This is a genomic window from Hymenobacter seoulensis (assembly GCF_054780535.1).
Genome location: NZ_BAAGWD010000001.1, coordinates 1451543 through 1478066 on the forward strand (window position 1 = coordinate 1451543; position 26524 = coordinate 1478066).

The 26524-nt window shown below is 59.0% G+C and carries 19 protein-coding genes; 12 read left to right on the plus strand and 7 right to left on the minus strand.

Annotated features, from left to right (window positions below; all coding sequences use genetic code 11):
• Positions 1-32: 32 nt before the first annotated feature.
• Complete coding sequence (locus ACYVHC_RS06245) at positions 33-2744, minus strand: cyclic nucleotide-binding domain-containing protein (protein WP_460612805.1); 2712 nt, start codon at positions 2742-2744, stop codon at positions 33-35.
• A 105-nt stretch (positions 2745-2849) separates the two neighbouring features.
• Here ACYVHC_RS06245 and ACYVHC_RS06250 point away from each other — a divergent pair, with 105 nt between their 5' ends.
• Complete coding sequence (locus ACYVHC_RS06250; protein WP_460612806.1) at positions 2850-3443, plus strand: HD domain-containing protein; 594 nt, start codon at positions 2850-2852, stop codon at positions 3441-3443.
• Between the two features lie 83 nt (positions 3444-3526).
• Here ACYVHC_RS06250 and ACYVHC_RS06255 read toward each other — a convergent pair whose 3' ends face one another.
• Positions 3527-4465 (minus strand): hypothetical protein, encoded by a 939-nt coding sequence (locus ACYVHC_RS06255; RefSeq protein WP_460612807.1) that lies wholly within the window; start codon positions 4463-4465, stop codon positions 3527-3529.
• Between the two features lie 280 nt (positions 4466-4745).
• Here ACYVHC_RS06255 and ACYVHC_RS06260 point away from each other — a divergent pair, with 280 nt between their 5' ends.
• From ACYVHC_RS06260 to ACYVHC_RS06275, 4 genes are all read left to right on the plus strand, one after another.
• Entirely contained in the window at positions 4746-6209 is a 1464-nt protein-coding gene (locus ACYVHC_RS06260; RefSeq protein WP_460612808.1) for an FAD binding domain-containing protein, read from the plus strand.
• A gap of 95 nt (positions 6210-6304) precedes the next feature.
• Positions 6305-8626, plus strand: coding sequence for a xanthine dehydrogenase molybdopterin binding subunit (locus ACYVHC_RS06265; RefSeq protein ID WP_460612809.1), 2322 nt, complete (start codon positions 6305-6307; stop codon positions 8624-8626).
• On the plus strand, positions 8575-9072 hold the full coding sequence (locus tag ACYVHC_RS06270) for a hypothetical protein (RefSeq protein WP_460612810.1): 498 nt from the start codon (positions 8575-8577) through the stop codon (positions 9070-9072). Before ACYVHC_RS06265 ends, ACYVHC_RS06270 begins: the two co-directional genes overlap by 52 nt.
• Positions 9073-9182: 110 nt before the next feature.
• Complete coding sequence (locus ACYVHC_RS06275; RefSeq protein WP_460612811.1) at positions 9183-10163, plus strand: XdhC family protein; 981 nt, start codon at positions 9183-9185, stop codon at positions 10161-10163.
• Positions 10164-10206: 43 nt separating this feature from the next.
• Here ACYVHC_RS06275 and ACYVHC_RS06280 read toward each other — a convergent pair whose 3' ends face one another.
• From ACYVHC_RS06280 to ACYVHC_RS06290, 3 genes are all read right to left on the minus strand, one after another.
• A complete protein-coding gene (locus tag ACYVHC_RS06280; RefSeq protein WP_460612812.1) occupies positions 10207-10818 on the minus strand; it encodes a DUF4136 domain-containing protein in 612 nt (203 codons plus the stop codon).
• Between the two features lie 175 nt (positions 10819-10993).
• Positions 10994-11485: a GNAT family N-acetyltransferase gene (locus ACYVHC_RS06285; protein ID WP_460612813.1), complete on the minus strand. Its 492-nt coding sequence runs from the start codon at positions 11483-11485 to the stop codon at positions 10994-10996.
• 24 nt (positions 11486-11509) lie between these two features.
• Entirely contained in the window at positions 11510-13387 is a 1878-nt protein-coding gene (locus ACYVHC_RS06290) for an ABC transporter ATP-binding protein (RefSeq protein ID WP_460612814.1), read from the minus strand.
• A gap of 143 nt (positions 13388-13530) precedes the next feature.
• Between ACYVHC_RS06290 and ACYVHC_RS06295 the strand changes: the two genes are divergently transcribed.
• Entirely contained in the window at positions 13531-13902 is a 372-nt protein-coding gene (locus ACYVHC_RS06295) for a thioredoxin family protein (RefSeq protein ID WP_460612815.1), read from the plus strand.
• Positions 13903-13992: 90 nt separating this feature from the next.
• Positions 13993-14721, plus strand: coding sequence for a hypothetical protein (locus ACYVHC_RS06300; protein WP_460612816.1), 729 nt, complete (start codon positions 13993-13995; stop codon positions 14719-14721).
• A gap of 78 nt (positions 14722-14799) precedes the next feature.
• Here the strand turns inward: ACYVHC_RS06300 and ACYVHC_RS06305 are convergent, their stop codons facing one another.
• A complete protein-coding gene (locus ACYVHC_RS06305) occupies positions 14800-15060 on the minus strand; it encodes a hypothetical protein (protein ID WP_460612817.1) in 261 nt (86 codons plus the stop codon).
• 199 nt (positions 15061-15259) lie between these two features.
• Between ACYVHC_RS06305 and ACYVHC_RS06310 the strand changes: the two genes are divergently transcribed.
• Positions 15260-16828 carry a hypothetical protein gene (locus ACYVHC_RS06310; protein WP_460612818.1) on the plus strand — a complete coding sequence of 523 codons (1569 nt, stop codon included), beginning with the start codon at positions 15260-15262 and terminating at the stop codon, positions 16826-16828.
• A 70-nt stretch (positions 16829-16898) separates the two neighbouring features.
• Here ACYVHC_RS06310 and ACYVHC_RS06315 read toward each other — a convergent pair whose 3' ends face one another.
• Positions 16899-18572 carry a catalase gene (locus tag ACYVHC_RS06315; protein WP_460612819.1) on the minus strand — a complete coding sequence of 558 codons (1674 nt, stop codon included), beginning with the start codon at positions 18570-18572 and terminating at the stop codon, positions 16899-16901.
• 230 nt (positions 18573-18802) lie between these two features.
• On the opposite strand from ACYVHC_RS06315, the gene ACYVHC_RS06320 reads away from it, so the two are divergent.
• The 4 genes from ACYVHC_RS06320 (at position 18803) to ACYVHC_RS06335 (ending at position 26304) form a co-directional block, all read left to right on the plus strand.
• A complete protein-coding gene (locus ACYVHC_RS06320; protein WP_460612820.1) occupies positions 18803-20002 on the plus strand; it encodes an MFS transporter in 1200 nt (399 codons plus the stop codon).
• A gap of 91 nt (positions 20003-20093) precedes the next feature.
• Complete coding sequence (locus tag ACYVHC_RS06325) at positions 20094-22124, plus strand: hypothetical protein (RefSeq protein WP_460612821.1); 2031 nt, start codon at positions 20094-20096, stop codon at positions 22122-22124.
• 174 nt (positions 22125-22298) lie between these two features.
• Positions 22299-24341, plus strand: coding sequence for a DUF3857 domain-containing protein (locus tag ACYVHC_RS06330; protein WP_460612822.1), 2043 nt, complete (start codon positions 22299-22301; stop codon positions 24339-24341).
• Between the two features lie 4 nt (positions 24342-24345).
• On the plus strand, positions 24346-26304 hold the full coding sequence (locus tag ACYVHC_RS06335) for a DUF3857 domain-containing protein (protein WP_460612823.1): 1959 nt from the start codon (positions 24346-24348) through the stop codon (positions 26302-26304).
• Positions 26305-26524 lie beyond the last annotated feature (220 nt).

Sequence of the window (26524 nt, forward strand, 5' to 3'; positions counted from 1 at the left end):
ACACTGGGGCTAGTAAACCCTCGACTGTTTTATTAGGCCTGCATTTTCTCGTTCTGGCGGCGCAAGCGCTGGCAAAGCACGCGCAGAATGTTGCGCAACACTTCACTGCGCTCTTCCATCACATCATAGAAGTCTTCCTGATCGAGGCGGAACGCTACCACCCTGCCTTGGGCTATGGCCGTAGCCGAACGGGGCTCGGCATCCAGGAGAGCCAATTCGCCAAAGAAGTCGCCGGGCCGGAAAGTGGCTAACTGCTGACTACCGGTGAAAATGCCTACCTCGCCCTGGTGCACAATGAAAAGTGAAGTCCCTAGGTCGCCTTTGGCAAAAATCTGCTGGCCATCCGCAAACTCCACCTCCTTCATAATAGGCACAATGCTGCTAAGCACGTTTTCGGGGGTAGCAGAGAACAGGGCAGTGTTTTTGAGAAGCTGTACCAGCTCCGTAGCCGGCAAGAAGGACGTGGTGGCGTGGTGGCTCATAAGCAAGGATAATAACGAGGGGTGAGCGGCCAACAGGTTTTGGTAGCGCTCAGGGGCATTGTGCGCAAACTGCTCGAGTGCAGCTACCGCACTTTCTCGTACCAGCCGGCTTGCGCTGTGTAAATGGGGTAGTACCAGCTCAATGGTGTAGGGCGTGGGCTGCCACGTGCTCAGGGCCAGGCTCACGGTCCAGTCGGAGAAAGTGTGCTCACCCTGTTCTACTATGCTGTGCACGATGCTGGGGGTTGCCTTGCCCGCAGGACCTAGTAGCGCAGCAAACCGCCGTGCTTTTTCAGATGCCGGCGCTATTTCCAACAGCGTTTGCAGGGCCTGGTACATCGGCCGCGGAATCAGGTTATCGAGAATTTCAAGCGCATTAGCTTGCCGCTCCCGCGCGGCGTGCACTACCCCGCGCTGGGCATCGGCAATGAGCTGGGGCGGATACAACTGCAACAACAAGCCAAACAGGCGCTGCTGCAGGCGGGTAAGCTCGTACTCAAGGCTGGTTTGCAGGCGCGCATGGGGGGTAGTGGCCTGCCCTTGCAGCAACTGCTGGGCCCGCTGCAGTTCCTCCTGCACCAAGGCCTGAAACACCGCAGCATCAGTAGGGGCCGGATCAAAACTGCGCAGAGCCCGCAGCGCGGCTTCGCGCCGGACCAGCTCGGGACGTTGAGCTAGCGTTACCAGGGCCTGGCGGCTTTGGGGGTGCTGCACATGCCCGCATAGCAAGGCCACGCGCCTGATCTGAGCTTCGTCGGTGCTGGTGCCTAGGGTTTGAGTTAAGGCTGGCAAGGCTGCTTCTCCGAGCTGGAGCAGGTGACTAGTAGCCGCGCTGCGGGTGCTTTTGGTGGCGAGGTCTGCTACTAAGGCCTGAATAGCGGCGGCATCGGGTACGGGTGTGGGGTTTGGGCCGGGGGCATGTCCGTTGGTGGAGGGCATCGGAATTTCATCCGGACCGGCAAAGCGCCGGCTCACGGCGTGTTGCAGCTCCGCCAGGTAATGGCCATAGGTGCGGTAAAGCATGCCTAGCGCCACTAACATCAGCAGGCTCATCCAGGCAAACGTGAGGCCTTGGCTGAGTTGAGGCACGCTGTGGCTGGCGTACAGCAGCACGCCGGCCAGGCCCATGCCCAGCGGCTCATAAAAGCCTTTGGCCAGCGTGTGGGCCTGCAGCCGCTCATGGGCCGGCAAGGGCTGAAACAACACCAGAAATACCGGATCAAACACAGCGCGGCGCAGGATTTCCAGGGCCAGAAACAGGCCGCAGAAATACAGGAGCATCAAGCTGTCATCGGCCCCAATGTACTGGAACACCCCAAACAGGCCCAGCCCAACTAATATGGTGGCAGGCAACGCTAGTAGCGTGCCGCGGAATCCGATACGGTCAAGCGTTTGACTCGTGAGCAGCAACTTGAACACGAGAGCCAGCAAATACGTCAGGACCAGCACGTTGCCTACGTAGCGCATCACGAGGGCCTGATCATGAAAGCGCTGCTTTACATTTACGAAGAAGGTGTATTCGATGCCGGTGTTCACGGCGGCTACGGCCAGCATGCTCAGGCACATGGATAGCACCAGGCGGCTGCTCCCAAACCAGCGCTGCAAAGCCGGCGCTACCGTTTCGGAGCGAAGGGCGCGGGCGGCCGAGCGGGCCTCTACTAGGTGCAACCGGCCCGTAGCCTGCAATACCAGCAACGCCCCAATGTAGGCGCCAAATGCGGTGAGCAACAGCCAGAGCAAGTCGGTGTGATGATGAATCAGGATGGCCAACACGGCGCCGAGAGCCTTGGCGGGCATATCGCCGGAGCTGATGACGCTGAACAAGCGGCGGCTTTGGCGCACATCAAACACCACCGCCGACACGCCCCAAAACTCTAGGTTGGTGAGCAGATAAATGACGCGGTAGCCTGCCATAATAGCCACGGCCGCCGCCACCGAGTGCCCAACGGCCACCAGCACGCCAAGCACGCCTGTAAGGGCCACCACGGCCAGCAACACGCGCACCGCCACGCGCTGCAACCCTAAGTGGTGCTCGAAGTGCGCGTATATTTTGCCCGCTACCATCATCAGCACCGCCGCTACCCCATAGGCCAGCGGCAAGTTGCGCTCGGGGTTATTTTCGAGCAGGATAACGTTGGCCGACACGTACACGAGAATGGTGCCGATGCCAAGCAAAAAGTTGTGCAGAAAGAACAGCCCCACCGTCCGGCCTTCTTCGGGCCGGATACCTAGTAGCTGCTGCCAACGCGCAAGTAATGTCATTCGAGAAAGAAAGCTGGTGCTGAGAAGTTGCAAGATAGGAGGGGCAGTCGCACGAAGCCGGATTTTTCCTGTACTTAGAGACGGATATTTCCTCTCTACCCCACCATGGACTGCCCACGCGCCGAAGCGTACGTGCTCGATCAGCTGCGTCAGCACTTGCCCCCTACCCTGTATTATCACGGCCTGCACCACACCCTCGATGTAGTGGAACAGGCGCAGTCATTGGCCGCGGCCGAAGGTATTTCCGACCCCGAAGACCTGGCACTGCTGCGTGTAGCCGCATTGTATCATGATGTAGGCTTCCTGACCGCATACCAAGGCCACGAGGCATGTGGCTGCGAGATAGTGCGGCAGGTGCTGCCCGGCTTTGGGTTTTCAGAAGCGCACGTGGTGCTTATCTGCCAGATGATTATGGCCACGCAGGTACCTCAAAGCCCAGGCCCATCCGTACTGGCCCAGTTGCTCTGCGACGCCGACCTCGACTACCTTGGCCGCCCCGATTTCTGGCCCATCAGCCAGACGCTGTATGCGGAGCTGCGGCAGCGAAATATGGTAGCCGATGAGCGCGCCTGGAACCAGATACAGGTGAAATTTCTGGAGGCACACTCCTACTGGACCGCTAGCGCCCTGCACCGCCGCGAAGCTGAAAAGCAAGCACGCTTGGCTGAGCTGCGGACTTGGCTTACTACGGAAGGCTAGTACACCCCGGGCGGTGAGCAATAAGGCATAAAAAAGCCCTACCACAACCGTGGCAGGGCTTTCAGTTTGAGGCCAAGAAGTGCCTAGCGGCTGCCTGGAATCCGGAACTGTACGCCTAGGCTCGGAATGAATGTGAGGCCGCTGAGCTTGGTGGATTTGTTGTTGAGCAGTTGGTACTCGCCGTAATTCTGGTAGTATACTGAGAGGGCCGGAATAAAGTAGGCGTAGCGGTAGCCCAGCTTGGCGTTGAAGAAGGCTCCAAACGAGCCAAAGTTGTTTTTGGCCGATGGAAGCGAAGGAATTTTGCTGCTCACCGAGCCACTGCCGGGCCCATTATAGAGGTTGGTGGGCTGGAATCCGTATTTAAAGAAGCTGTGCGCATACATTACACCGTACGAAATAGCGCCTATTTCCTCCTCAGTGCCTAGTGATTGGCTGAAAACGAGCGGGATAATAATATCCTGCCGGCTGGCCCGAAAGCCCAGGAAATCAGCTACGTTATCGAGGAAAGGAATGCTGGGTAGCTTGGCGCGCTGGGTGGCAAACTGCAACCCGATGCTGCCGTAGGTGGTGCCCGCCTGGCGGCTACCGGGGTTTTCGGGTGTACCGGTGGGGCCCATAAACTGGTACATGGCATCGAAAATGTGCGAGCCAAACCCATACTTATAGCCCACATCCAGCCGCTCAATGAGGCCATAGCGCACGTATAGGTCGGAGTTGGGGCGCACCGGATCCAGCACGTAAGCCAAGGCCGCAATCTGCAGCTTTTCAATGGTTTGGTTGTACTGAACGGTATCCTTGTTGGCCGTTTCGCGGGCCGCCGTCAGGAGCGCCGAGCCGGTTTTGCTGAGGGTTTCAGTGGGCACACTAAAAGCCATGTTGCCGCCCACCCGAAACTCGCCGCGGGGCGTTACTTTGCCGGTGCTCACAATAGCGCGGGGCGAGGTGCACGACGCTGTAAACAGCAGGCCAGCCCCGGCCAGCAGGGTAAGCGCAGCACGAAGAGAGGAGAATGATTTCATAGGGGGAGAGGAAATAGGCCTAGGGTGCCTCGTGGCTAAAACCAGGCCGAAAGTAGAAAAAGCCGCGCAGCTCTGTAGTAGGTGAGGCTCCGGCAGCTGGCCGCAAGAGGTTTACGCCAATGCATTGGCTAGCGCACGCCTCACCGGCTACAACCTTGCTGCTCAAGCAAATACCACCGAAAGCACCCTCCACCTCCCTGTACGGATAAGCGCAAATAGGTGCGACAAAACCTTAAATTCCCGTAACTTTCCTTTCCGCTTCTGATTTTTCCGCCACCCCATGCTTCAGTTTTACCTCAACGACCAGCTTATCCGCACCGACCAGCCAGCCGGCAGCACCCTGCTCGATTTCGTGCGCTACAACCAGCACCTGACGGGCACCAAAATTGGGTGCCGTGAAGGCGATTGTGGAGCCTGCACGGTGTTGGTGGGTGAGTTGGCGCCTGGCGGCGAGGTAGTGCAGTACCAGTCGATGACCTCCTGCCTGACTCCCTTGGGCAATGCGCACGGCAAGCATGTGGTAACGGTAGAGGGCATCAATGCGGCGCGCACGGCCCTCACGCCCGTGCAGCAGGCCATTGTGGCGGAAGGCGGCTCGCAGTGCGGCTTTTGCACGGTAGGCTTCGTAATGTCGTTGACGGGGCACGCCCTGAGTGAAAAGCCTAGTACCCCTACCTCGGTGCTGGCTTCCATTGATGGCAACATTTGCCGCTGCACGGGCTACAAAAGCCTAGAGCGGGCAGCAGCGCAGTTGCAGCAGCACCTAGAGCAGCGTCCAGCCGTTTCGCCCTTGCCGTGGCTGGCGGAGCAGGGGTTTGTGCCGGTTTACTTCGCTGGCATACCTAGTAAGCTCGCGGCCCTGCGCAACGCCGAGGCAGCCGCCGCAACGGGTGGCACTGAAGCTACTAGCCCTACCCAAGGCCCAAACCCATCAAATGGCCTAGATGCCGCAGCGGCCGTGCGGGCGCAAATTCTCGGTGGTGGCACCGATTTGCTGGTACAACGCCCCGAGCAGGTACGCGCCGTTCCTGTTGAGCTGGTGTACGACCAACGCCACCTGCGCGGCATTCGTCGGGAAGCTGACACCATTATTCTGGGGGCTGCCACTACGGCCCAGCAGCTCATGGAATCACCCATTTTTCTGGAGGTTCTGCCGGAGTTGCCGCGTTTTCTGAAGCTAGTAAGCAGCACGCCCATCCGCCAGATGGGTACCGTGGCCGGCAACTTCATCAACGCCTCCCCCATCGGCGACTTAACCATCATGTTTTTAGCATTGGGAGCCGAAATCGAGCTGGAAGCTGCCCTGGGGCAGCGCCGCACGTTGTTGCTCTCGGAGCTGTATCTCGACTACAAGAAGCTGGCGAAAGCACCCGATGAACAGGTGCTTAGCATTCGGTTTCCGGCGCCCCTAGCTGATGATGTGTTCAACTTCGAAAAAGTCTCGAAGCGCACCCACCTCGATATTGCCAGCGTGAACACGGCAGCGTGGTTGCGCCTCTCGGGCGGGGTAGTGCAGCAGGCCCGCCTCTCGGCTGGCGGCGTGGGGCCTATTCCGCTGCTGCTGCGCCGCGCCGCCGCCAGCCTGGTAGGAAAGCCGCTTTCTACTGAAACTATGCAGCAGGCCCTCACACTGGCCCAGCAGGAAATCAGCCCCATCAGCGACGTGCGGGGCACCGAGCAGTACAAGCGCCTGCTGTTGCGCCAACTCCTGACGGCTCACTTTGGCGCGGGAGTGCCGGAGTAATTGCCTGGCGGTTGCTGGTCATCCAAGGCCTAGTACGCACCGCTCGCTTTTGCTTCTCCCCTCTCTTACCGCCCCCACTTCCCACCCTTTTTTGCATGAACCACCTCGATCCGAACCGCCACGTGCGCGGCGAGTCTCAGTACCTCGATGATATTCCGGTGCAGCACGGCACGTTGTACGCTGCGGTAGTTGAGTCACCGGTGGCGCACGGCCAGCTGCTGGCCATTGATGCTTCAGCGGCTCTGCTACAGCCCGGCGTAGTGCGCGTTATCACGGCTGCTGATATTCCGGGTGAAAACCAGATTGGCGGCATCGTGCCCGATGAGCCGTTGCTGGCCGAAGGCCACGTGCATTTCCGGGGTCAGCCCATAGCCCTGGTCCTGGCCAACTCCGAGCATGCTGCCCATGCGGCTCTGGCGCACGTGCGGGTAGCGGTAGCGCCCTTGCCGGTGATAGTGGACCCTAGGGTGGCGGCCGCCCAAAACGAGCTGATTGTGCCACCGCGCACTTTCCGCATCGGCGACTCAGCAGCGGCCTGGGCACACTGCGCCCACGTTTTCGAGGGCGTGGCAGAGTCGGGTGGACAGGAGCACTTATACATCGAAACGCAGGGAGCTTACGCTTTTCCCACCGAAATGGGCGGCGTGCGCATTGTTTCCTCTACGCAAGGCCCCACGGCTGTTCAGCGCCACACGGCTCGCGTACTAGGCCTCGGCATGCACCAAGTGGAAGTCGACGTGACGCGCCTAGGCGGCGGCTTTGGCGGTAAAGAAGACCAGGCCACGCCGTGGGGTGCCCTGGCGGCCCTAGGTGCCATTGTGGCCCGGCGCCCCGTAAAGCTGGTGCTGGACCGCATGGCCGACATGCGCATGACCGGCAAGCGCCACCCCTACTCCTCCGACTTCAAAATCGGGCTCGACGAAAACCTGCGGATTGTAGCCTACGAGGCTACTTTCTACCAAAACGCCGGTGCCGCTGCCGATTTATCGCCGGCCGTTCTGGAGCGGACCTTATTTCACTCCACCAACACCTACTTTGTTCCGAACGTAACGGCCACGGCTTACAGTTGCCGCACCAACCTGCCGCCCAATACGGCCTTCCGGGGCTTTGGCGGACCGCAGGGCATGTTTGTAATTGAGTCGGCCATTGCCTGTGCGGCAGAGCGCTTGGGGGTAGAAGCCAGTGACATTCAGCGCCGCAACCTGCTCCGGGAAGGCGACCTGTTTCCGTACCGCCAGCCCACGGAAGGCTGCCACGCCGAGCAAGCCTGGGATACTGCTGCTGACCTCTACAACCTGCCGGCGCTGCGCCAAGAGGTGGCGGAGTTCAATGCTGCGCACAAGCTAGTGAAGAAGGGGTTGGCCGTAATGCCGATTTGCTTTGGCATTTCCTTCACCAAAACCGCCATGAACCAAGCGCGGGCGCTGGTGCACATTTACACCGATGGCTCAGTGGGTGTAAGCACGGGTGCCGTGGAAATGGGCCAGGGCGTGAACACGAAAATTGCCCAGGTGGCAGCCCAAACCCTAGGCATTTCGCTAGGCCGCATCAAGGTAGAAAGCACCAACACCACGCGCGTGGCCAATACCTCGCCTTCTGCTGCCTCCGCCACCGCCGACCTGAACGGCAAGGCCACGGAGCTGGCTTGTTTGGCCCTGCGTGAACGGCTCTTGCGCCTAGCCGCCACGGAGCTGAAAATGGACTACGAAGGCCTGCATATTGAAAACGAGCAGGTGCTAGCCGCCGGCACTCCCGCCGATACTACCTGGGAAAAACTAGTTTCAGCGGCGTATTGGCAGCGCATCAGCCTCTCCGAAAACGCCCACTACGCTACCCCCGATTTGCATTTTGATGCGGAAACCAATCAGGGCTACCCGTTTGCCTACCACGTGTATGGCACTGCCCTCACCACGGTGCGCGTTGATTGCCTGCGCGGCACCTATGAGGTAGAGGCCGTACGCATTGCGCACGATTTCGGGCAGAGCTTAAACCCGGCTGTAGACCGCGGCCAGATTGAAGGCGGCGCCGTGCAGGGTATTGGCTGGATGACGCTGGAAGAGCTGGTGTACAACGAGGAGGGCCGCTTACTCAGCAACTCGCTGAACTCCTACAAAATTCCGGACCTTTACTCGGCACCTAAGGTGCTGGATGTGCATTTCCTAGATACGCCCGGCCACCCTAGGGCCGTCATGCGCTCCAAGGCCGTGGGCGAGCCCCCGCTGATGTATGGCATTGGCACCTACTTTGCCCTGCGCGACGCCGTACGAGCCTTCCGCCCCGATGCTCCGCTGCCTTTCTCCGCTCCCATGACGCCGGAAAAAGTACTTCTGAACCTCTACCCCGACGCCCCTTCTACCACCCACGCTTGGCACTCACCCGCTCCATCCAACTACGCAACCACTTCCGCGGCTTCCTGATTTACGCCGCCGGCGACACCGTAGCGGCACTATTGCTGCACCAATTTTCGTGGGAGCGTCTGCTGGGTATGGCACTGGTGGGCGGCCTTCTTTACTCGACTGAGGTGCCCGCGTATTTCCGCTGGCTTGACCGCCGGGTTCCGCCTAGCGCCCAAGCCAGTTGGCCCACGAAACTGCTGCGCGCGTCCCTGTCGTTGCTGTATTTCAACCCGCTCTGGATAGCGCGGCACTACGTGTTTCTGCGGCTGTTTTCTGGCCACCCAGAGCAGATAACCCTAGGCCTGCTGCCGCTCGCAACCCGGTCGTTTCTGGTTAATATTCCGGCTTCGTTGGGCGCCAACTACTTTATTCAGAACAAAGTATCGGCTGAGTGGCGGTTTGTGGCCAGTGCTGTGTTTTCGGGCCTGATGGCGGTGTATTATGCCGTGAGTGCCGTTTGGCTCTAACCAAGTAACCTAGGTGCCGTGGCTGCTCAAACCTGTCTTACGCTCATTGGTTTACCTCACGAAAGCTGGTAGCCACACAACCTACTTCCATTTCGTTTACTTACCCCACATTGGATTTCGTACCTGACTTGCCACCGGCCCCGCGCGACCTGCTCGTGTGGCAACACGCGGCCGCCAACCTACGGGCCGGCATTCCGGTGGCGTTGCTGTGCGTGCCCGCCAGCCAAGGCAGCAGCCCCGGCCGCCAAGGATTCAAAATGACGGTAACGGCCGCTAGTCTGGCCGGCTCCATTGGGGGCGGCATCATGGAGCACAAGTTTGTGGAGCTGGCCCGCGCACTGCTCCGCGACGACGCCCCGCAGCCCCTGCTCCGCCAGCAAATCCATCAGAAAGCAGCCTCCGCTGACCGCTCCGGCATGATTTGCTCCGGCGAGCAATGGGTGCTGGTGTTCCCGCTCAGGGCTTCTGATTTACCGGCGGTGGTAGAGTGCAAGCGGGCCTTGCGCGAGTTGGCCCCGGCCCAGCTGGAGTTATCGGCGGCACACGGCTTGCAGGTACTGCCCGGCAGCACGGCGCCCACGTTTCAGTTCCGGCCCGGCCCCGACTGGTACTATAGCGAGCGGCTAGGCTTTCGCGACCACGCCACTATTGTAGGGGCCGGCCACGTGAGCCTAGCCTTATCGAAGGTGCTGAGCATGCTTGATTTTGAGCTGACGGTGCTAGACGACCGACCGTGCTTGAACACGCATTTAAGCAACACCTTTGCGCATCATAAGCGCACCGTGCGCTACGAAGAGCTAGCCCGCGAAATCCCCGGAGGCCCGAACCACTATGTTGTTCTGATGACGTTTGGCTACCGCTCCGACCTAGTAGCACTGCGCCAGCTGCTCCAGCATCCGGTTCGGTATCTGGGTGTGCTGGGCAGCGCGGCCAAAATAGCGGAGCTACTAGGTACGCTGCGCGCCGAAAGTGTGCCGGAAGAACAGCTGGCCCGCCTGCGGGCGCCGATCGGGCTACCCATCCATAGCCGCACCCCCGAGGAAATTGCCATCAGTATAGCGGCCGAAATCATTCAGGAACGCAACCGGTAACCTTCTTCAGGGCGCTAGTAAACTGCAGCGCGCAGCGGCAAGGCTAGTTTTCGGTTTCTGAGCCACCGCCGCCATTATTGCCTTGCAGGTAGCCTTCTGTAAACACATGGTACTGGTCGAAAATGGAGCGCACGGAGCGCCGCAGCACTACTTCACCCTGCGGGCCGGGGGGCACGCTTACACCGGAGGCATACCCATTCCACACGGCCCGATTGGTCTGGTTATCAATCAGGGTTACAAGTAGGGTGCCCTCCGAAAGGAGCATGCGCACGGGTTGGTAGCCTTTGCGGCCTTCACGCGGAGTTTCATCGTCCTCGATGTTGCCATTTTTCACCCACCTCGTGAAGTCTTCCTGCGCGTAACCTCTAAAGCGCATGTCGCCCTCAAATAACCGGAAGTTCACCAGCAGATCGGCACGGCGCTTGGCGGGCCGGTAGCCCTGTAGTTTCATCCGGGTCCGGATGGCGTCGCGCAGGGCTTCTCCCAGCCGGCTGGTATCGGAATTGATGCCGTCGCCACTGATGAATTCGTAGGTGCGGTAGCGGCGAAAATGCCCCGAGTAGCTGTAATCAGATTCCACGCGAGCTTCGCGCGACATCAGGCAGCCCGACAGCAACAAGCCGCCGCCGGCTAGCAGAGTAGCAAGCAATTTCATAGGCACTGGAAATGAAAAAAGACGTACTTCCAATTTACGAAATGAAGTTGCTTATCGATTGATTATCAGCAGTAAAATTCTGTCTTTCTTTCCTGAAGTGCTTTTGAGATGCGTAGGGCAAGCTTCTGGTTTACTTAAAAAAACGCAGGGCAATTTTAACCTGGGTTTGGGCGCATTAGGATGCTAGTACCGGAGGCGGCATTGCTTCTTGTGCCAGCACTTTTTCCAGGACAATGGTTAGCCCGCGTGCCGCCTGTATCGTCCCTACAATATCGAAGCCGTGGCGCAGGTTCAGCAGCAGCATGGCCCGCCACTTATTAAAGGTTTGCGTCCGGATGCGGCGGTAGTTGTGCTCCTGGCACCAAGCGTGCTGTTGCTCCATAAGGGCGGCCGCAACGCCGAGGCGGCGGTAGCCTGGCGACACGCCGCCCAGCCAGCTGTAGTAGTGCCCGGGTTGCCGCTCATGGCCCAGCTTGCAGCCTACCAGTTGGCCATTTACTGAGGCAAGCCACGCCTGCACTGGCTGCTGGCCTTGGCGGTAGCGCAAATCAGTTGCCACACTGGTGGGTGTGCTTTCCAGGACTTCGGCCAGCAACGCCACCAAAGGCTCAAAGGCAGCGGCATCCTCTGTGGGCAAAACGGGCCAGAAATGGTAGTCTATCTGCATAGGACCAAGTTACTGCCCCGCACTTTATCGGTAACCGGCAGCCTGCAACTGAAACAGCTCGGCGTAGCGGCCGCCTCGGGCCAACAGTTCCTCATGGCTCCCGATTTCCACAAACTGGCCGTGCTCAATCACCAAAATGCGGTCGGCCATGCGCACAGTGCTGAAGCGGTGGCTGATGAGCACGGCGGTTTTGCCTTTGGTCAGGTCGCTGAAGCGCTGGAACACCTCATGCTCGGCGCGGGCATCGAGGGCGGCGGTGGGCTCGTCGAGGATGAGCAGCTGAGCATCGCGCATGTAGGCTCGGCCCAGGGCAATTTTCTGCCACTCACCACCGCTCAGGTCTACGCCGCCGTTGAAGCGGCGCCCAATCATTTGGTCGTAGCCGTTGGGCAGCTTAGCAATCACCGAATCGGCCAGGCTTTGCGAGGCCGCCAGCTCAATGCGCGGGCGGTTGTCTTTCTGCTCGATGCGGCCCACGGCTAGGTTTTGCCCGGCCGGCAACTGGAACCGCACAAAATCCTGGAAGATTACGCCAATTTCCTGGCGCAGCTCGGCGGGGTCGTACTCGCGCAGGTCGTAGCCATCGAGCAGAATGCGGCCTTCACTAGGGTCGTAGAGGCGGGCAAGCAGCTTTACCAGGGTGGTTTTGCCGGCGCCGTTTTCGCCTACCAAGGCTAGTTTTTCGCCGGCCTGCAGCGTGAAGTTGAGGTTGCGCAAGGCCCATTTTTCGGCGTTGCGGTATTTAAAACCCACGTTTTCAAACCGGAACCCTTCCCGGATGGGGTTGGGGAACGGCCGGACAGGTTGGGCCTCATTGCGCCGGATGCGCGGCTCTAGGTGGAAAAAATCGAAGAAGTCCTGCAGATACAGCGCCCCTTCGGCCACCGAGCTGAACCGGCTCAGAATGCCTTCCAGCAGCCCGCGCATGCGCCCGAACGAGCCCGCCAGAAACGTCAGTTGGCCAATAGAAATCTGTCCGCGCACGGCCTGGCTGATGATGTACACGTAGGCCGCGTAATAGCCGCCTGCCCCAATAGCCGCGAAAAACGTACCCCAGCCGGCCCGCCGAATCACGAGGGCTTTGTTCTGGTTGTAAAACTGATCCGACAGCGTGCGAAACCGGTCAATCAGGAACCCTGAAAGCCCAAAAATCTTAACTTCTTTAGCCGTTTCGTCGGAGGCGCCGGTTTGGCGCAGGTAGTCTAGCTCGCGCCGTTCGGGCGTCCAGCCGTGCACCAAGGAGTAGCTTTTCTCATTGAAGTGCGACTCGCCCAGGAAGGCCGGCACAACCGCCACCAGCAGCAACAGCAGCAGCCATGGGTTGAAAGCCACCAGACCCACGGCCAAAAACACCATGGTAATGCTGTCCTGGGCTTGGCTGAGTACCTGGGCCATCAGCACCGTTCGGGACAGGGTTTGGCGGCGGGCGCGCTCCAGCTTATCATAAAACGTGCTGTCCTCGAACTGATCCAGATCCAGCTCGGCGGCGTGCTGCATCAGGCGTACCGAAGTCTGGTTGGCAAACAGGTCGCCGAGTAACGAATCGAGCAGGGCCACCCCGCGGCCTAGCGCATCGGAAAGCACAGCCAGCCCAAACTCCAACGCCACTAGGGTCAGTACCGGGGTCAGCTCCCGCTCCGTGGCCGGCTGGCGGCTCAGTTGCACTACTGTATCAAGGATGAGTTGACCCACATACAGCATGCCCACCGGCAACGCGGCCCGCAGCAGACGCAGGCCTACGTTGCCGAGCGTGAGGGCTGGGCTGGTCTGCCAGATCAGGCGTAAAAATTCCGGTAGGTTTTTGAGGGCCGAAAACCGCTCCCGCACCGTAAGGCTGGGCTTGCCATCGGGGCGCGGTTTTTTGGCGGATATAGTAGAAAAGAAAGAGTCAGAACGAGCCATACACTGGCTATACGGCACACTTCAGGCCGAAGTACGTGGGCGGCCGTTTTGGCAGGCACTGTTGCGCAAACGCGCTATATTTCGAGTGTTATCAGCGGCCGGGCCGCTCTGTATTCCACTATCCGATGTATTACTTCTCTAGAATGAAACACGTTACTCTGGCCATACTTTTCTGTTTGCTGACGTTGCCAAGTTGGGCCCAGAACCAGGTCATTCGGTTTGCCGCTAGCCCGTGGGAGGTGGTGCTGAAGCAAGCGCGCCAGGAGCACAAGCCGGTTTTTGTGTACGCGTACTCGCCGGGTTGCCATTTTTGCCGCGAAATGGAGGCCACCACGTTTCAGGATGCCGCCGCGGCCACCCACTACAACCGCACATTTATAAGCTACCAAGTCAACATCACAACGGATACGGCCTTCGCCAGGCGCTACGATATAGCCAGCTTCCCGACGTATCTCTACCTCGATGCAACCGGCCAACCGCTGCACCGAAGCCTGGGAGCAAAACCCGCCGCCTAGTTTATAGCCGATGCCAAGGCGGCTTTCGTTCCGGAATCGGCTTTCTATGCGCTGCAACGCCGCTACCAAGCTGGCGAGCGTACCGCGGATTTGCTGTATGCCTATAGCCGGGCGCTGGAGTTTTCGTCGGAGGCCCAAAGCCCGCAGAGCCGCATATTAACTGAATACCTGGCCACCCAATCTGCGGAGCAGCTTCGGTCAGAGAAAAATCTGCGCTTTCTTTTCACGCAAACTAGTGCCGCAACTAACGAGTTTTTCCTCCAGAACCAGTCGACGTTTCAGAGGTACTACCCAGCTAGTGAGGTGCAGCGCAAGGCCGAGCGCCTACTAGCTCGCTTGGCAGCAGAAGCCGGCAAAAGCAAGGATGCCGCCGCCTTCAGCCGCGTGCGGCACCTAGTAACCACCAGCTTCCTGGATACGGCCCGGGCCCACAGCCTGGCCACCATCAATTTTCTGGAAGCCCGCCGCGACTGGGTGGCTTACGCCGGTGCCACCTTGCGCCATGCCCGCCGCCCTAATCCTGATGCGTATACCTTGCGCAAAACAGCCACCTATGTGCACTACTTCGGGCAGGAACAGGGGCTAGCGCGCCAGCAAGAGGCGTTGGGCCTGGCCCTGAAGTTTATGCCAATATTGCTGCGCCAAGAAAAAACCTACGAGAACACCTTGCTGCACGCGCAGCTGCTGCACCAAGCGCACCAAGAAACGCAGGCTGCTGCTGTGGCCCGTGCCGCCGTGGCATTAGCGCAACAAAAGCAGGAAAAGAGTGACGACGCAACGGCCCTGCTCGCCGAAATACAAACGGCCCGCAAGAAATAGCCAGTTTTCACGAGTTGTTCCTGCGGGCCGCAGTTCTGAGTAAAAGGTTTGGGTACAGGTTCCCCTAGCAAATAAGCGTTATCGGTTCATAATCTTGCCTTGGTTATCCCAGTGGCTGTGCCTCACTACTAGGCTGCCAGGCTCGCGCTTAATGGTGCGGGTAAACCGTTCTCCTGATATTGAGCCATCGGGGCGGCGCTTCCCGAAAAACAGCGTAACCGGTTCGCCGTGCTCGTTGGTCAGGAACGTAATGTCGTAGCCCTTGAACACATCATCAATGCGAGAAGAAGGCTCATAGGTTTTGCTTAGTTTCTTGTCGAGTTGCTCGTGGAGTGGCATAGCATCTGAATAGTTGGATCTGGGATAGTGTACGGCGGCTTTTTAGAAGTGGTATAGTGTTGAGGTAGCCTGCAAGAGCCCTAACAGCCCCTAATGAGTGGTTTCTGAAGCTCCCGCAGAGCACCCTGCAGCACATATTGCCTCGCTTCCGTACCTTTCCTTTTGGGCCTGCGTTAGAGGCAGCCCACCCGCACTGCCCATGCTGCATAGCTTTCTGTTCGCTCCCTTCGAAGATTCTGCCCGCCAGGCGCAATATCAGGCCGTACTGGCTGCGCTGGAGGCAGAACCTACCGCTTTTCCCACCATTCTGCTAGGCAACTTTGAGGTCGAAGGCGAGGTAGTAGATGCTTTGCTGGTGCGGCCTGGCAGCATCACGGTGCTGCTGTTTGTGCCTCAGGGTGGCTTGCTAGATATTCCGGACCAGGAGGCGGGCGCCTGGCACCTGGGCTCCTACACGCTACACGGCGATGAGCACGCCGCCAACCCCTTCGAGCAGTTTCTGAATCAGCAGGATGCCGTAGCCTCCTGGCTCAGCGGTCAGCTGGCGCCGGCCTTTGTGCACCCCGAGGACGTGACGGGCCTGGTGTTGTTTGCCGGCGCGGTACAGTTCAGCCCGAGGGTTGAAAGCTACCTGCGACGCAAGCCGGGCGCCGAAAACTTTCAGCTGGTCAGCCACCTTACGCAGCTGAACCGGCGGTTGCGGCAGCTCAGCAACTCCTCCCTCAACCTCTCGCCTCCGGCCCTCACGGCCTGGGCCGTCAGCATTTCCACGTCTTCCAGCCCCAACGCTTCTAGCCATGCCCTCGACGACAACCCAACCGGCGGCTACTGGGAGCAGAAGGCCCGCCAGCTGTGGAGCTGGTTAGGTGCCGGCGACATTCCGCATGATGCCCCGTATGGCTCCGCCGCTGAGGCCGTAGCGGCCAGCCAGCAGGAGTTGCAGCGCCTGGAGCAGCTCAGCCAGCAGGTGCGCACAGAGCTAGCGCAGCAACGCCAACAAATGGAGGCCCGCGAAGCCGAGCGGGAACGAAGCATTGAGGAGCTGCGGGCCAAGCTAAACCAAGCGCCATCGGCCGCCGCTGAAGTAGCCGGACTACAGGCCCGCCTAGCCGCCGAAACCCAGGAAAAAAACCAGCTGGAAGAAGCCATTCGGGCCACGCAGGCCGAGTCGGCAGCGCGTAACCAAGAGCTGGATGCCCGAATTCGGCAATTGGGGCAGCTAATTGAGCAGTTGCAGAGCGCCCCTGCCCCAGGGGCTCTGCCTGCGGCCGCTCCGGTTACTAGGGCTCCAGCTAGCCCAAACCCTACCCAGCCAGTTCCAAGCGCTCCTGCTCCATCCGTTGTTCGGTCAGCTGCTGGCAATTTAATCCGGCGGCCTTCGTGGCGGCTGCAGTGGCCCCGCGCAGTTATGGTGCTGGGTGTCGCGTTGGCCGTGTTGGGGGGCGCTATCTGGGGCACGGTGCAACTCTCAGAAAAGTGGCGCGAGCGGCCTTCCCGCCCCAAAACCGAAAAATCAGCCGCAGACGAAGACCAACCCGCAGCATCAGCTACCGCTCCTTCCCTTTCCGATATTCAACCTGATACGCTCGTCGTGTCGTCGGACTCTACACCACCTGAACCTGAGGACGCCGAGGCTACTAGCTCCTCGTCCGAGGAAAACCTTACCTCCGATGAGCAAGCTCCGGACTCCGCCCAAATTCTGGCGCCTACCGCGGCCCCGGTTGAGCCCGACTCCGTACCGAGCACTTCGGAGCAACCTACCCCCTAGCAAAACCTAAACCGACATAAAAAGGCCTCACCAGTTGGTGAGGCCTTTTTCTGCTAAGCAAAAAAGCGGCTTAGTACGGCTTCGCTTCGTGCGAGACGGCTTCGGCTTGCTCTACGGCTTGTGCCTGCTGTGCTTCATTGTATTGGTTGCCGCCGGCGGCGTGCATGCTGCTGCGGGCTTTCTGCAACCCATCGGCGAGGCGCTGGCCCCAATCCGGGTCGCAGTTGGTGCACAGCTCTACCATTTTGTCGCTCACTCTTCGGTCGGCGTCGGCCAAGGCACCTACCATGTTGTTGATCAGGTCGTCACGCTCCCAATCCTCGTGCAAGCGGTACCGTTCGCCGGCTTGCTTAAAGTTATTGGTGCGGTCCAGCGTTTGGCGAACCAAGCGGCCGGTGTACTCGGGCATATGGTCCGGAGCCGTGCGTGGCGCTTCTTTCAGGCCGTTCAGGCTGCTGGGCTCGTAGTTGATGTGCAGGTTCTGACCGGGCGCCGAATCAACATGGTAGGCCATCTGACCATCGCGCTGGTTGGTAGCCACGTGCTTTTTGGGCGCATTGATAGGCAACTGCAGGTAGTTGGTGCCCACACGGTAACGCTGCGTATCGGAGTACGAGAACGTGCGCCCCTGTAGCATTTTGTCGTCCGAGAAATCCAGGCCATCTACCAGCACACCCGTACCAAACGCGACCTGCTCTACCTCGGCAAAGTAGTTCTCGGGGTTTTTGTTGAGCGTCATCTTGCCCACGGGCAGGAACGGGAACTGATCCTGGGGCCAGATTTTGGTGTCGTCCAAGGGGTCGAAGTCCAGCTCAGGGTGCTCATCATCCGACATAATCTGCACGCACAGCTCCCACTGCGGGAAGTTGCCGGCTTTAATGTTGTCGAACAGGTCCTGGGTAGCGTGGTTGAAGTTTTTGGCTTGAATGGCTTCCGCTTCCTGAGCCGTTAGGTTCTTGATGCCCTGCAGCGGCTCCCAGTGGTATTTCACCAGCACCGCTTCGCCTTGGGCATTCACCCACTTGTAGGTGTTCACGCCGGAGCCCTGCATCTGGCGGTAGTTGGCCGGAATGCCCCACGGCGAGAACAGGAAGGAAACCATGTGCATGGCTTCCGGCGTGTTGGCAATGAAGTCGAAAATTCGCTCCCCGCTCTGGCGGTTCGTTACCGGATCGGGCTTCTGAGAGTGAATCAGGTCCGGAAACTTCATGGCATCCCGGATAAAGAACACCTTCAGGTTGTTGCCCACCAGGTCCCAGTTGCCGTCTTCGGTGTAGAACTTCACGGCAAAGCCGCGTGGGTCGCGCAGGGTTTCCGGCGAGTGGCCGCCGTGGCCCACCGTGCTGAAGCGCACAAACACCGGCGTTTGCTTGCCGGCGGTATTGAACAGCTTAGCGCGGGTATATTTTTCAATCGGCTCGTCGCCTACCTTGCCATACGCCTCAAACACGCCGTGCGCGCCGGCGCCGCGGGCGTGCACTACGCGCTCCGGAACCCGTTCCCGGTCAAAGTGACTGATTTTTTCCAGGAACTGATAGTTCTCCAGCGTGGCGGGGCCGCGGCTGCCCACGGTGCGCAGGTTCTGGTTATTGGTAAGTGGGTGACCCTGGCGGGTGGTTAAGGTTTGAGCATTTTCGCCGTCGGCGGTGCGCTGGTCGTGCGAGGTGCCGGCGCCAGTCACGGCAGTTCCCGTGCCATTGCCGGAGGTGCCGTTCTGCGGTTGACTCTGCTGATCTTGTGCCATACAAATAGAGAATGAATGATGGATGTAGTACAGTGAAGATACGACCGGGAGCAGACCTAGTGGAGAATTTTTCTCCAAAAGAATTTTGGCTTCTGTTGATACTCGTCGGCTAATCTCCTCTATCTAACCCAATTACTAGCTCAAAAAATCCTATCAAACAGCATACTTTCGGGAAAATTGGGAGCTAGCACCGCGCCACCTTGGCTTGAGAGGCTACCTTTGCCCCCGAAATGCCCGCTACCTCTGCTCCCTCCTCTGCGCGCGTGTACACGCCTGGCTTCTGGCTGATGTGCCTGTCGTCGTTGCTGTTCTTCATGAGCTTCAACATGCTCCTACCTGAACTGCCCGACTACCTCACGCGCCTAGGCGGAGCCGAGTACAAAGGGTTCATTATCGCCTTGTTTACGCTTACAGCGGGCCTTTCGCGCCCATTCAGCGGGAAGCTGGCCGATACTGTGGGTCGCATTCCGGTAATGGTGTTTGGCTCATTGGTGTGCTTTGTCTGCGGCTTCTTTTACCCCTTCACGGCTACAGTAGCGGCCTTTTTGGGCCTGCGGCTGCTACACGGCTTTAGCACGGGCTTTAAGCCAACGGGCACAGCCGCCTTCATTGCTGATATTATTCCGTACGCCCGCCGCGGCGAAGCCATGGGGCTGCTCGGAGTGGCGGGCTCCCTAGGCATGGCCGCCGGCCCAGCCCTAGGCTCGTTTCTGGCCGAGCAGTTTTCTCTGAACACCATGTTCTACTGCTCCTCAGGCCTGGCCCTACTAAGCTTGGTAGTGCAGGGCACCATGACGGAAACCTTGCCCCAGGCCCAGCGCCAGCGCTTCAGCTGGAGCCTGCTGCGCCTTGATTGGAACGAAGTGCTGGAGCCGCGTGTGCTGGCTCCGGCCGTGGCAACGCTGCTGTGCCTGTTTCCGTTTGGCGCCGTCCTGACGGTAATTCCAGACCAAAGCCGTCTGCTTGGCCTCACCCATGGCAGCAAGGGTTTGTTTTATACCTGCTACACGGGTGCTTCCCTGGTAGTGCGCCTGCTGGCCGGCCGCGCTTCCGACCGCTACGGCCGAGTGCCCGTACTCATTGGCTCCTCGGCGCTCATGGTGGTATCGTTGGTGCTGCTGGCGTTGGCTACCACCACACCCTTGTTTCTGGGCGGTGCTATCTTGTTCGGGTTGGCTACGGGCCTGAATTCGCCCACTCTATACGCCTGGACGGTAGACCTGAGCCACCCCGAGCGGCGGGGCCGGGCCGTGGCTACCATGTACATAGCCTTGGAGGCCGGCATTGGCCTAGGCGCCTTGCTGGCCGGCTGGCTATATGCCAATGAGCCAGCGCGTTTGCCGTTGGTGCACGGCCTCAGCGCCGCTTCCGTTCTGTTGGGCTTGGCGTACCTAGTGTTCGGCCGCCACAAAGCTGTACAGCACGAGTAAAGGGAGCTTGTTCTGCGCTATACTTTTCCCTAGCTTTACTTCGCTGCCGGAGTGCTAGCCGGCCTATCAGGTATAATTTATCCGTGTTCTGATGTTAACGTGTATCGCTCCCGCTTACTGGCGCGGAGTTCTGAGCGGCTTGCTGCTGCTCGCTGCCCCAACTATCCTGAAAGCACAGGAGGTTCCGCTTCGGTTTGGTAAGCTCGATGCCAAAGAAGATGCCGTCATCCTTTCCCGCCCCGATTCCGCCGCCGCCGAAATACTCTGCGACTTTGGTCAATCAAAACTCAAAGGCGGGCAGGATGGCTTTGAGTGGTTTTTCGAGCGCACCGTGCGCATGATCGTCCGGAAGAAAGCGGGCTACGATAACGCCACGGTGCGGGTTGAACTGTACCATGACCCCGACTACAGTAGAAAAGAGCAGATTCAGCAACTCAAAGGCTTCACGTATAATCTCAATGGCAAGGATCTAAGCAAAGATCCGCTCAAAACCGAAGCAGTATTCAGCCGCAAGCTAGATGATCGCCACAGTGAGTACGCTTTCACGCTACCCAATGTGCGCGAAGGCTCCATCTTGGAGTTTACATACGTGGTTCGCTCACCTTTTTGGATCAATCTGCAGGATTGGCAGTTTCAGCAGCATATTCCAGTACGTTGGAGTGAGTACCGGGTGCAAATTCCTGGATTCATGGCCTACAAGGAAATGACGCGTTCATATATACCCTTTGCGGTAAATGAAACTGGCTCCACTTCTTATTCAACGGCTTACCGGGAAACAACCGACAACGGCTATGGTGGTACTTCTGCTGCCGCCGACCAAGCGTATAATATCTCCACTCAAGCCCTGACCCGGCGCTGGGTACTAAAGGATGTCCCGCCCTTCAAGGCAGAGTCATTCCTTACTACAGAACATGATTATCTAAGCCGGGTTGACTTTGAGTTGGAGCGTGTTCAGTTTGACCCTAACCGCGCCCCTAGTTACATTGTGGGCACCTGGGCACAAATTGAAAAGGAGCTATTAGAACGGGAGGCATTTGGACAATATCTACAGCGCAGTTCTCCACTTGCCAGCGGTGCAACGGCACTTCGCACCATTCCGGACCCTAGTGCCCGGGCAGCTGCTGTACGCTTGTTAATTCAGCAAGCCGTAGGGTACAATGGCAGGACTTCTATGCACGCGCTTAATACACCTAAAAAGGTGCAGGAGCTGCGCCAAGGCAATTCTGCTGAAATAAACCTACTTCTAATTCACGCCCTGCGTGAGGCTGGCTTGGATGCGCAGCCGCTTTTATTGAGTACCCGCAGCCACGGCAAAATTCAGACGGAAATGCCCGCTTTGAATCAGTTTAACTATGTGGCGGCCCATGTAACTCTGCCTGGCAACAAGCAGCTGCTGCTCGATGCCACTGACCCTACCCTACCACCCGACTTGCTACCCGAAAACTGCCTGAACGGGCAAGGTAGGTTGCTAGGGCCCGCGGGCCGGTGGGTGCCCCTTGCTACCACCACGCCGCATATGCGGTATACCCATGCCCAGCTTACACTTGATGCGAAGGGTAGCCTACTGGGTACTGTACGCCAGGAGTATGCCGGGTATGCGGCCGCCGAGCACCGCCTGCCGTTGCCGGCCTTGCGCCAGCAGTGGCAACAGGGCCACCCCGAGTGGCAGATTGAGAAAGCCGAAGCTGTAGTTGATGACGTGACCAAGCCCGTGGCCCTCAAGCTTACTACCCATTTACCGGGCGCCGAGCAGGCGGCTACTACCTTATATGTGCGGCCCATTCAGCAGCTAGGCTTGGCCACTAACCCCTTTCAAAGTCCCGACCGCCTGTATCCGGTGGACCTGGCCAACGCCCGCCGCCTGGAGTACCTAGTGGAGCTAACGCTGCCTAGTGGCTATTCGGCAACGGAGTTGCCGGCTAATCTTACCCTAGCACTGCCTAACAACGGAGGCAGCTTTACTTATGCCATCAACCGCGCTACGCCGCAAAGCCTGGCTATAAACGGGCGGTTGCACCTGAACAAAACCCAGTACACGGCAGAAGAATACCAAGCCATACGCGAGTTATATACCCGCGCCATGGCCAAGTTTGCCGAGCCCATTGTACTGCAACGGCAGTAACGTAGGGCTCTCGTTCTGTTAGTGCTGCTGCCCCAAATACCACTAGTACCCCGCTCCTTCGCTCTACTGCTCACTACCCTATTGTAACATGCTGTTTCCGGTTTCAGGCTCTTTGTAGGAGGCGAAGCCAGGAAATGTATCCATTGTCGTCACAAGTACTTTACCTGAGTTTATATGATTCAACCTTTACTCCGCCGGCTGGTACTAGCCGGTATTTGCAGCGGTTCGTCCGTATCGCTGGCGCAGGCCCAGACCGACCCGATTAAGTTCGGGAAGATTGATGAGCGTGACCTCACCGCCGAAAACTTCGTGGCCGACAGCACCGCCCCTGCCGTAGTGCTCTGCGACTTTGGCCGTTCCCGCTTCGAGTACGCGGAAGAGGGCTTTCGCGTGGTGTTTGAGCGCGTGGCCCGAATCAAAATTCTGAAGAAAGCCGGCTATGACTACGCTACCGTCAAAATTCCGCTTTACCACCGCGGCAACTCCGAGGAAAAGCTGATGAACCTGAAAGGCTTCACTTACAACCTCACGAATGGGCAGGTGGTGAAGGAAAAGCTTAACTCAGAGTCCATTTTCCGCGAAGAAAGCACCCCGAACGTAACCATCCGCAAGTTTACGATGCCCAACGTGCGGGAAGGCTCCATTGTGGAGTTTGCCTACACCGTATCGTCGGCGTTTACCTTCAACTTTCAGGATTGGACTTTTCAATCGGATATTCCGGTGCGCTGGAGCGAGTTTCGCGCCGCCATTCCGGAGTATTTCGACTACAAGATGCTGATGCAAGGCTATGAGCCGCTGGAAGTGCAGGAGCGCAACGAAGGCCTGACCCAGTACACCATCCGCTGGTCGGCAAGCACGGATTTGCGTGGCAACCGCGAATCAGGCGGGGCAGAAACCGTAACGCCCCGCGTGACCAACTACCGTTGGGCCATGAAGAACGTGCCAGCCATGCGCGAGGAGCCCTACATGACCACCACCAACGACTACATCGCCAAAATCGACTTTGAGTTAGCCGGCACGAAATGGCCGAACGAGGCCTACAAGCCCGTAGCCAACTCCTGGGAGAAAATTGAGCGGGAGCTTCTCAACGAAGATAACTTCGGGGCCCAGCTGAGCCGCGCTGGCTTTCTGAAAGAGCAGCTTACGCCACTTATGGCGCAGCACGCTGACCCCGCCACCCGGGTTGCCGCCATTCATGACCTAGTACGCCGAGCCGTAAAGCACAATGGTAACAATGGCGTAATGGCCTCAGGTAACATCCGCCGGGTCTACGACCAGAAAACCGGTTCGGCCGCCGACGTAAATCTGCTGCTGATTGCGGCCCTGCGCGAAGCAGGCCTAACGGCCAACCCCGTACTGCTGAGCACTCGCAACCACGGCCGCATGGAAACCAACGTGCCCCTGATGAGCCGCTTCAACTACGTGATTGCTCACGTAGCGCTGCCCGAAGGCAAGGAGATGCTGGTTGATGCCACCGAGGAGCTGGCACCCTGCGGCATGCTGCCCTACCGCTGCCTAAACGGAATTGGCCGCCTTGTAATGGCCAAAGCCACCGACTCGCGCTGGGTAGAGCTGAAACCAGCTGAGCGCATGCTCACCTACCGCCAGATCAATATTCTGGTAGATGACAAGGGCGGCCTTACGGGCAAGGTGCACCAAGAACACGGCGGCTATCTGGCCTTCGATCAACGGGATAAGCTCCGCAAGCTGGGCGAGAAAAAATACGTGGAGGAACTTACCGCCAACCACGAAGGCTGGAGCATTCCCAAGTTTACATTCAAGGAAAAAGATGTGCTTAACCGCCCGCTCACCCTTGACTACGAGTTTGCCTCGGCCGGCGGCGACGCACCGGTGGGCACCATCTACCTCAGCCCGCTCCGCGACTTCGGCACCGACAAAAACCCCTTCCTGCACGAAAATCGCCGTTTTCCGGTGAACTTCGGGGCCGGGCTTGATGAGACCATCATGCTGAACGTGACCTTGCCCGCTGGCTTTGAGTTGGAGGAAACGCCCAAAAACATGGTGGTTGAAATTCCGGAGGGTGGCGGCCGCTTTACCTACGCCGTGCAGCCCGGCGTGGGCACCATCCAGATTATGAGCCGCATGAGCCTAGGGCGCCCGGAATACTCAGCCGAGGAATATGCTTACCTGCGTGAGTTTTTTGCCCGCATGATGGCTAAGCAGGGTGAGCGGTTGGTCCTCAAGAAGAAAGTATAAGCTGATGCGCACCCGTTTGCTACCCTTCGCCGCAGTTGCGGCCCTCATGTCGTTCAGCCTGCCGCAGGCGCAGGCTGCCTATGGCCCTGCCCCCAAGTATGCCGTGGCCACGCTGCCGGCTGCTCTGCGGGAAAATGCCCACGCCATTGTGCGGCTTCATGAGGAAACGCTGCTGGTAAAATCAGCTGGCCGCACTGTGGAAACGGTGCGGCGGGCGGTTACGGTGCTTGATGAGGCCGGCGCCCGCTGGGCCAGTGAGCTGGTGTACTATAGCCAGCTCAACAGCATCAGCTATTTCCGCGGCAGCGTATACGATGCCAACGGCCGCCTACTACGCCAGCTGCGCTCCGCCGATGTGCACGATATCAGCCTCTCGGATGGGTTTAGCCTGGCCAGCGACGCCCGCGGCCGGGTGGCCGATTTAAGTCAGCCTACCTACCCGTACACGGCGGAGTTCGAGTACGAAGTGGTTTCGGATAACCCCTTATTTTACTCTACCTGGCAGCCGCAGCCCGTGGAGCAGCTCAGCGTAGAGCAGGCCTCCTTTAAGGTACTGATGCCCACGGGCATGGCCCTGCGCTACCAAGAGCTGCGGTTGCCGACCGGAGCCGCCCTAGCGCGCCGCACCCAAGGAAGCCAGGAAATTTACGAGTGGCAGGTGCACGACTTGGCCGCTCGCGAAGAGGAGCCCGATGCGCCTTCGGTGGGGGAACTGACGCCCGTTGTGCTTACCGCTCCCTCGCAGTTTGAGGTGCAAGGCCACCCCGGCAAGCTCACTTCCTGGGCCGACCTGAGCCGCTGGAATTATGAGCTGAACGCCGGTCGTGACGCGCTGCCGCCCGAGATGCAAGCCCGCATTACGGCGCTGGTACAAGGCGAAACCGATGAGCGTGCCCGCATCCGGAAGGTGTACGAGTTTTTGCAAGCCAACACGCGCTACATTTCCATTCAGCTAGGCCTCGGGGGGTGGCAAACCTTCCCGGCTTCCTCGGTAGCTGCTAATGGTTACGGCGACTGCAAAGCCCTCACCAACTATTGCAAAGCGCTGCTAGGGGTAGCCGGCATTACCTCCCACGCGGCCCTAGTAAAAGCAGGTTCTGATGAGCAGGATATCCGGACGGATTTCCCCAGCTCCCAGTTCAACCACGTGGTGCTGTGCGTGCCGCTGCAGAAAAGTGCGAAGCCCGATACCGTGTGGCTGGAATGCACCAGCCAGAGCAATCCTTTCGGCTACATGGGCGGCTTCACGGGCAACCGCCATGCCCTGCTGCTGCTGCCCGAAGGCGGCAAGCTGGTACCCACCCCACGCTATGGTGCCGCCGAGAACCGCCGCGAACGACTAGCCGACGTGTACTTGGATGCGCAGGGAAATGCCACGGCTACCCTGCGCACCTTGCGCACCGGCCTGGAGTACGACGCTATTTCGGGCATCACCAGCCTTGATTTGGCCGAGCAGAAAAAGCACGTCAGCAGCCGGTTGCAGTTACCGAACTTCACACTTACCAAAGTATCGTTCCGCCACACAGCGTCCGGCGCGCCCATTCCGGGCCTAACGGAAAACCTGGCCCTGACGCTACCCTCCCTGGCACCTCCAAGTGGCAAGCGGGTATTCGTGACGCCCAATCTGGTGAGCCGGCTTTCGGCGCCAGCAGCCACGGTAGGTGAGCGCCAGGCCGATTTGTGGCTGGACCACGCACTTACCCAAACCGACACGGTACGCCTGCACATTCCGGCTAGTCTGCGCCCAGAGCAGCTCCCAAATCCTGTAAAGCTCACCACCCCGTTTGGCACCTATTCGAGTCAGCACCAGGCCCTGCCCGATGGCACCATTCAATACATCCGCCAGCTGCAAATGCCCCGTACCCGCTTTTCCCGCACCGATTATCCGGCCTATCTGGAGTTTCGGCGCAAGATCAGCGCGGCTGATAAAGCGCAGTTGGTACTGCTGAAAACCGACGCCTAATACTGCGCAGAAGTTTCAGCAAAGCTTACCTCGTGAACACGTCCGCCGCATTCCGACGGACGTGTTTTTTTGTGGTGCCCAGCCTGTGTGCAGCGGCATTTTGCACCGCCAGAACACCTAGTAACTGCTCTCTGTCAGCAGAACCACCTCGCTACGCAGGCAGTTACTAGCCCTCCCCGAGCGGTAAACTCCACCAAATTTATAGGGCTGAAGCCTACGC

What these genes read in the sequence shown, in the direction of transcription:
- ACYVHC_RS06245 (WP_460612805.1), bottom strand. Translation starts at nt 2,744, where the DNA reads ATGACATTACTTGCGCGTTGGCAGCAGCTACTAGGTATCCGGCCCGAA.
- ACYVHC_RS06250 (WP_460612806.1), top strand. Translation starts at nt 2,850, where the DNA reads ATGGACTGCCCACGCGCCGAAGCGTACGTGCTCGATCAGCTGCGTCAG.
- ACYVHC_RS06255 (WP_460612807.1), bottom strand. Translation starts at nt 4,465, where the DNA reads ATGAAATCATTCTCCTCTCTTCGTGCTGCGCTTACCCTGCTGGCCGGG.
- ACYVHC_RS06260 (WP_460612808.1), top strand. Translation starts at nt 4,746, where the DNA reads ATGCTTCAGTTTTACCTCAACGACCAGCTTATCCGCACCGACCAGCCA.
- ACYVHC_RS06265 (WP_460612809.1), top strand. Translation starts at nt 6,305, where the DNA reads ATGAACCACCTCGATCCGAACCGCCACGTGCGCGGCGAGTCTCAGTAC.
- ACYVHC_RS06280 (WP_460612812.1), bottom strand. Translation starts at nt 10,818, where the DNA reads ATGAAATTGCTTGCTACTCTGCTAGCCGGCGGCGGCTTGTTGCTGTCG.
- ACYVHC_RS06285 (WP_460612813.1), bottom strand. Translation starts at nt 11,485, where the DNA reads ATGCAGATAGACTACCATTTCTGGCCCGTTTTGCCCACAGAGGATGCC.
- ACYVHC_RS06290 (WP_460612814.1), bottom strand. Translation starts at nt 13,387, where the DNA reads ATGGCTCGTTCTGACTCTTTCTTTTCTACTATATCCGCCAAAAAACCG.
- ACYVHC_RS06295 (WP_460612815.1), top strand. Translation starts at nt 13,531, where the DNA reads ATGAAACACGTTACTCTGGCCATACTTTTCTGTTTGCTGACGTTGCCA.
- ACYVHC_RS06305 (WP_460612817.1), bottom strand. Translation starts at nt 15,060, where the DNA reads ATGCCACTCCACGAGCAACTCGACAAGAAACTAAGCAAAACCTATGAG.
- ACYVHC_RS06310 (WP_460612818.1), top strand. Translation starts at nt 15,260, where the DNA reads ATGCTGCATAGCTTTCTGTTCGCTCCCTTCGAAGATTCTGCCCGCCAG.
- ACYVHC_RS06315 (WP_460612819.1), bottom strand. Translation starts at nt 18,572, where the DNA reads ATGGCACAAGATCAGCAGAGTCAACCGCAGAACGGCACCTCCGGCAAT.
- ACYVHC_RS06320 (WP_460612820.1), top strand. Translation starts at nt 18,803, where the DNA reads ATGCCCGCTACCTCTGCTCCCTCCTCTGCGCGCGTGTACACGCCTGGC.
- ACYVHC_RS06325 (WP_460612821.1), top strand. Translation starts at nt 20,094, where the DNA reads ATGTTAACGTGTATCGCTCCCGCTTACTGGCGCGGAGTTCTGAGCGGC.
- ACYVHC_RS06330 (WP_460612822.1), top strand. Translation starts at nt 22,299, where the DNA reads ATGATTCAACCTTTACTCCGCCGGCTGGTACTAGCCGGTATTTGCAGC.
- ACYVHC_RS06335 (WP_460612823.1), top strand. Translation starts at nt 24,346, where the DNA reads ATGCGCACCCGTTTGCTACCCTTCGCCGCAGTTGCGGCCCTCATGTCG.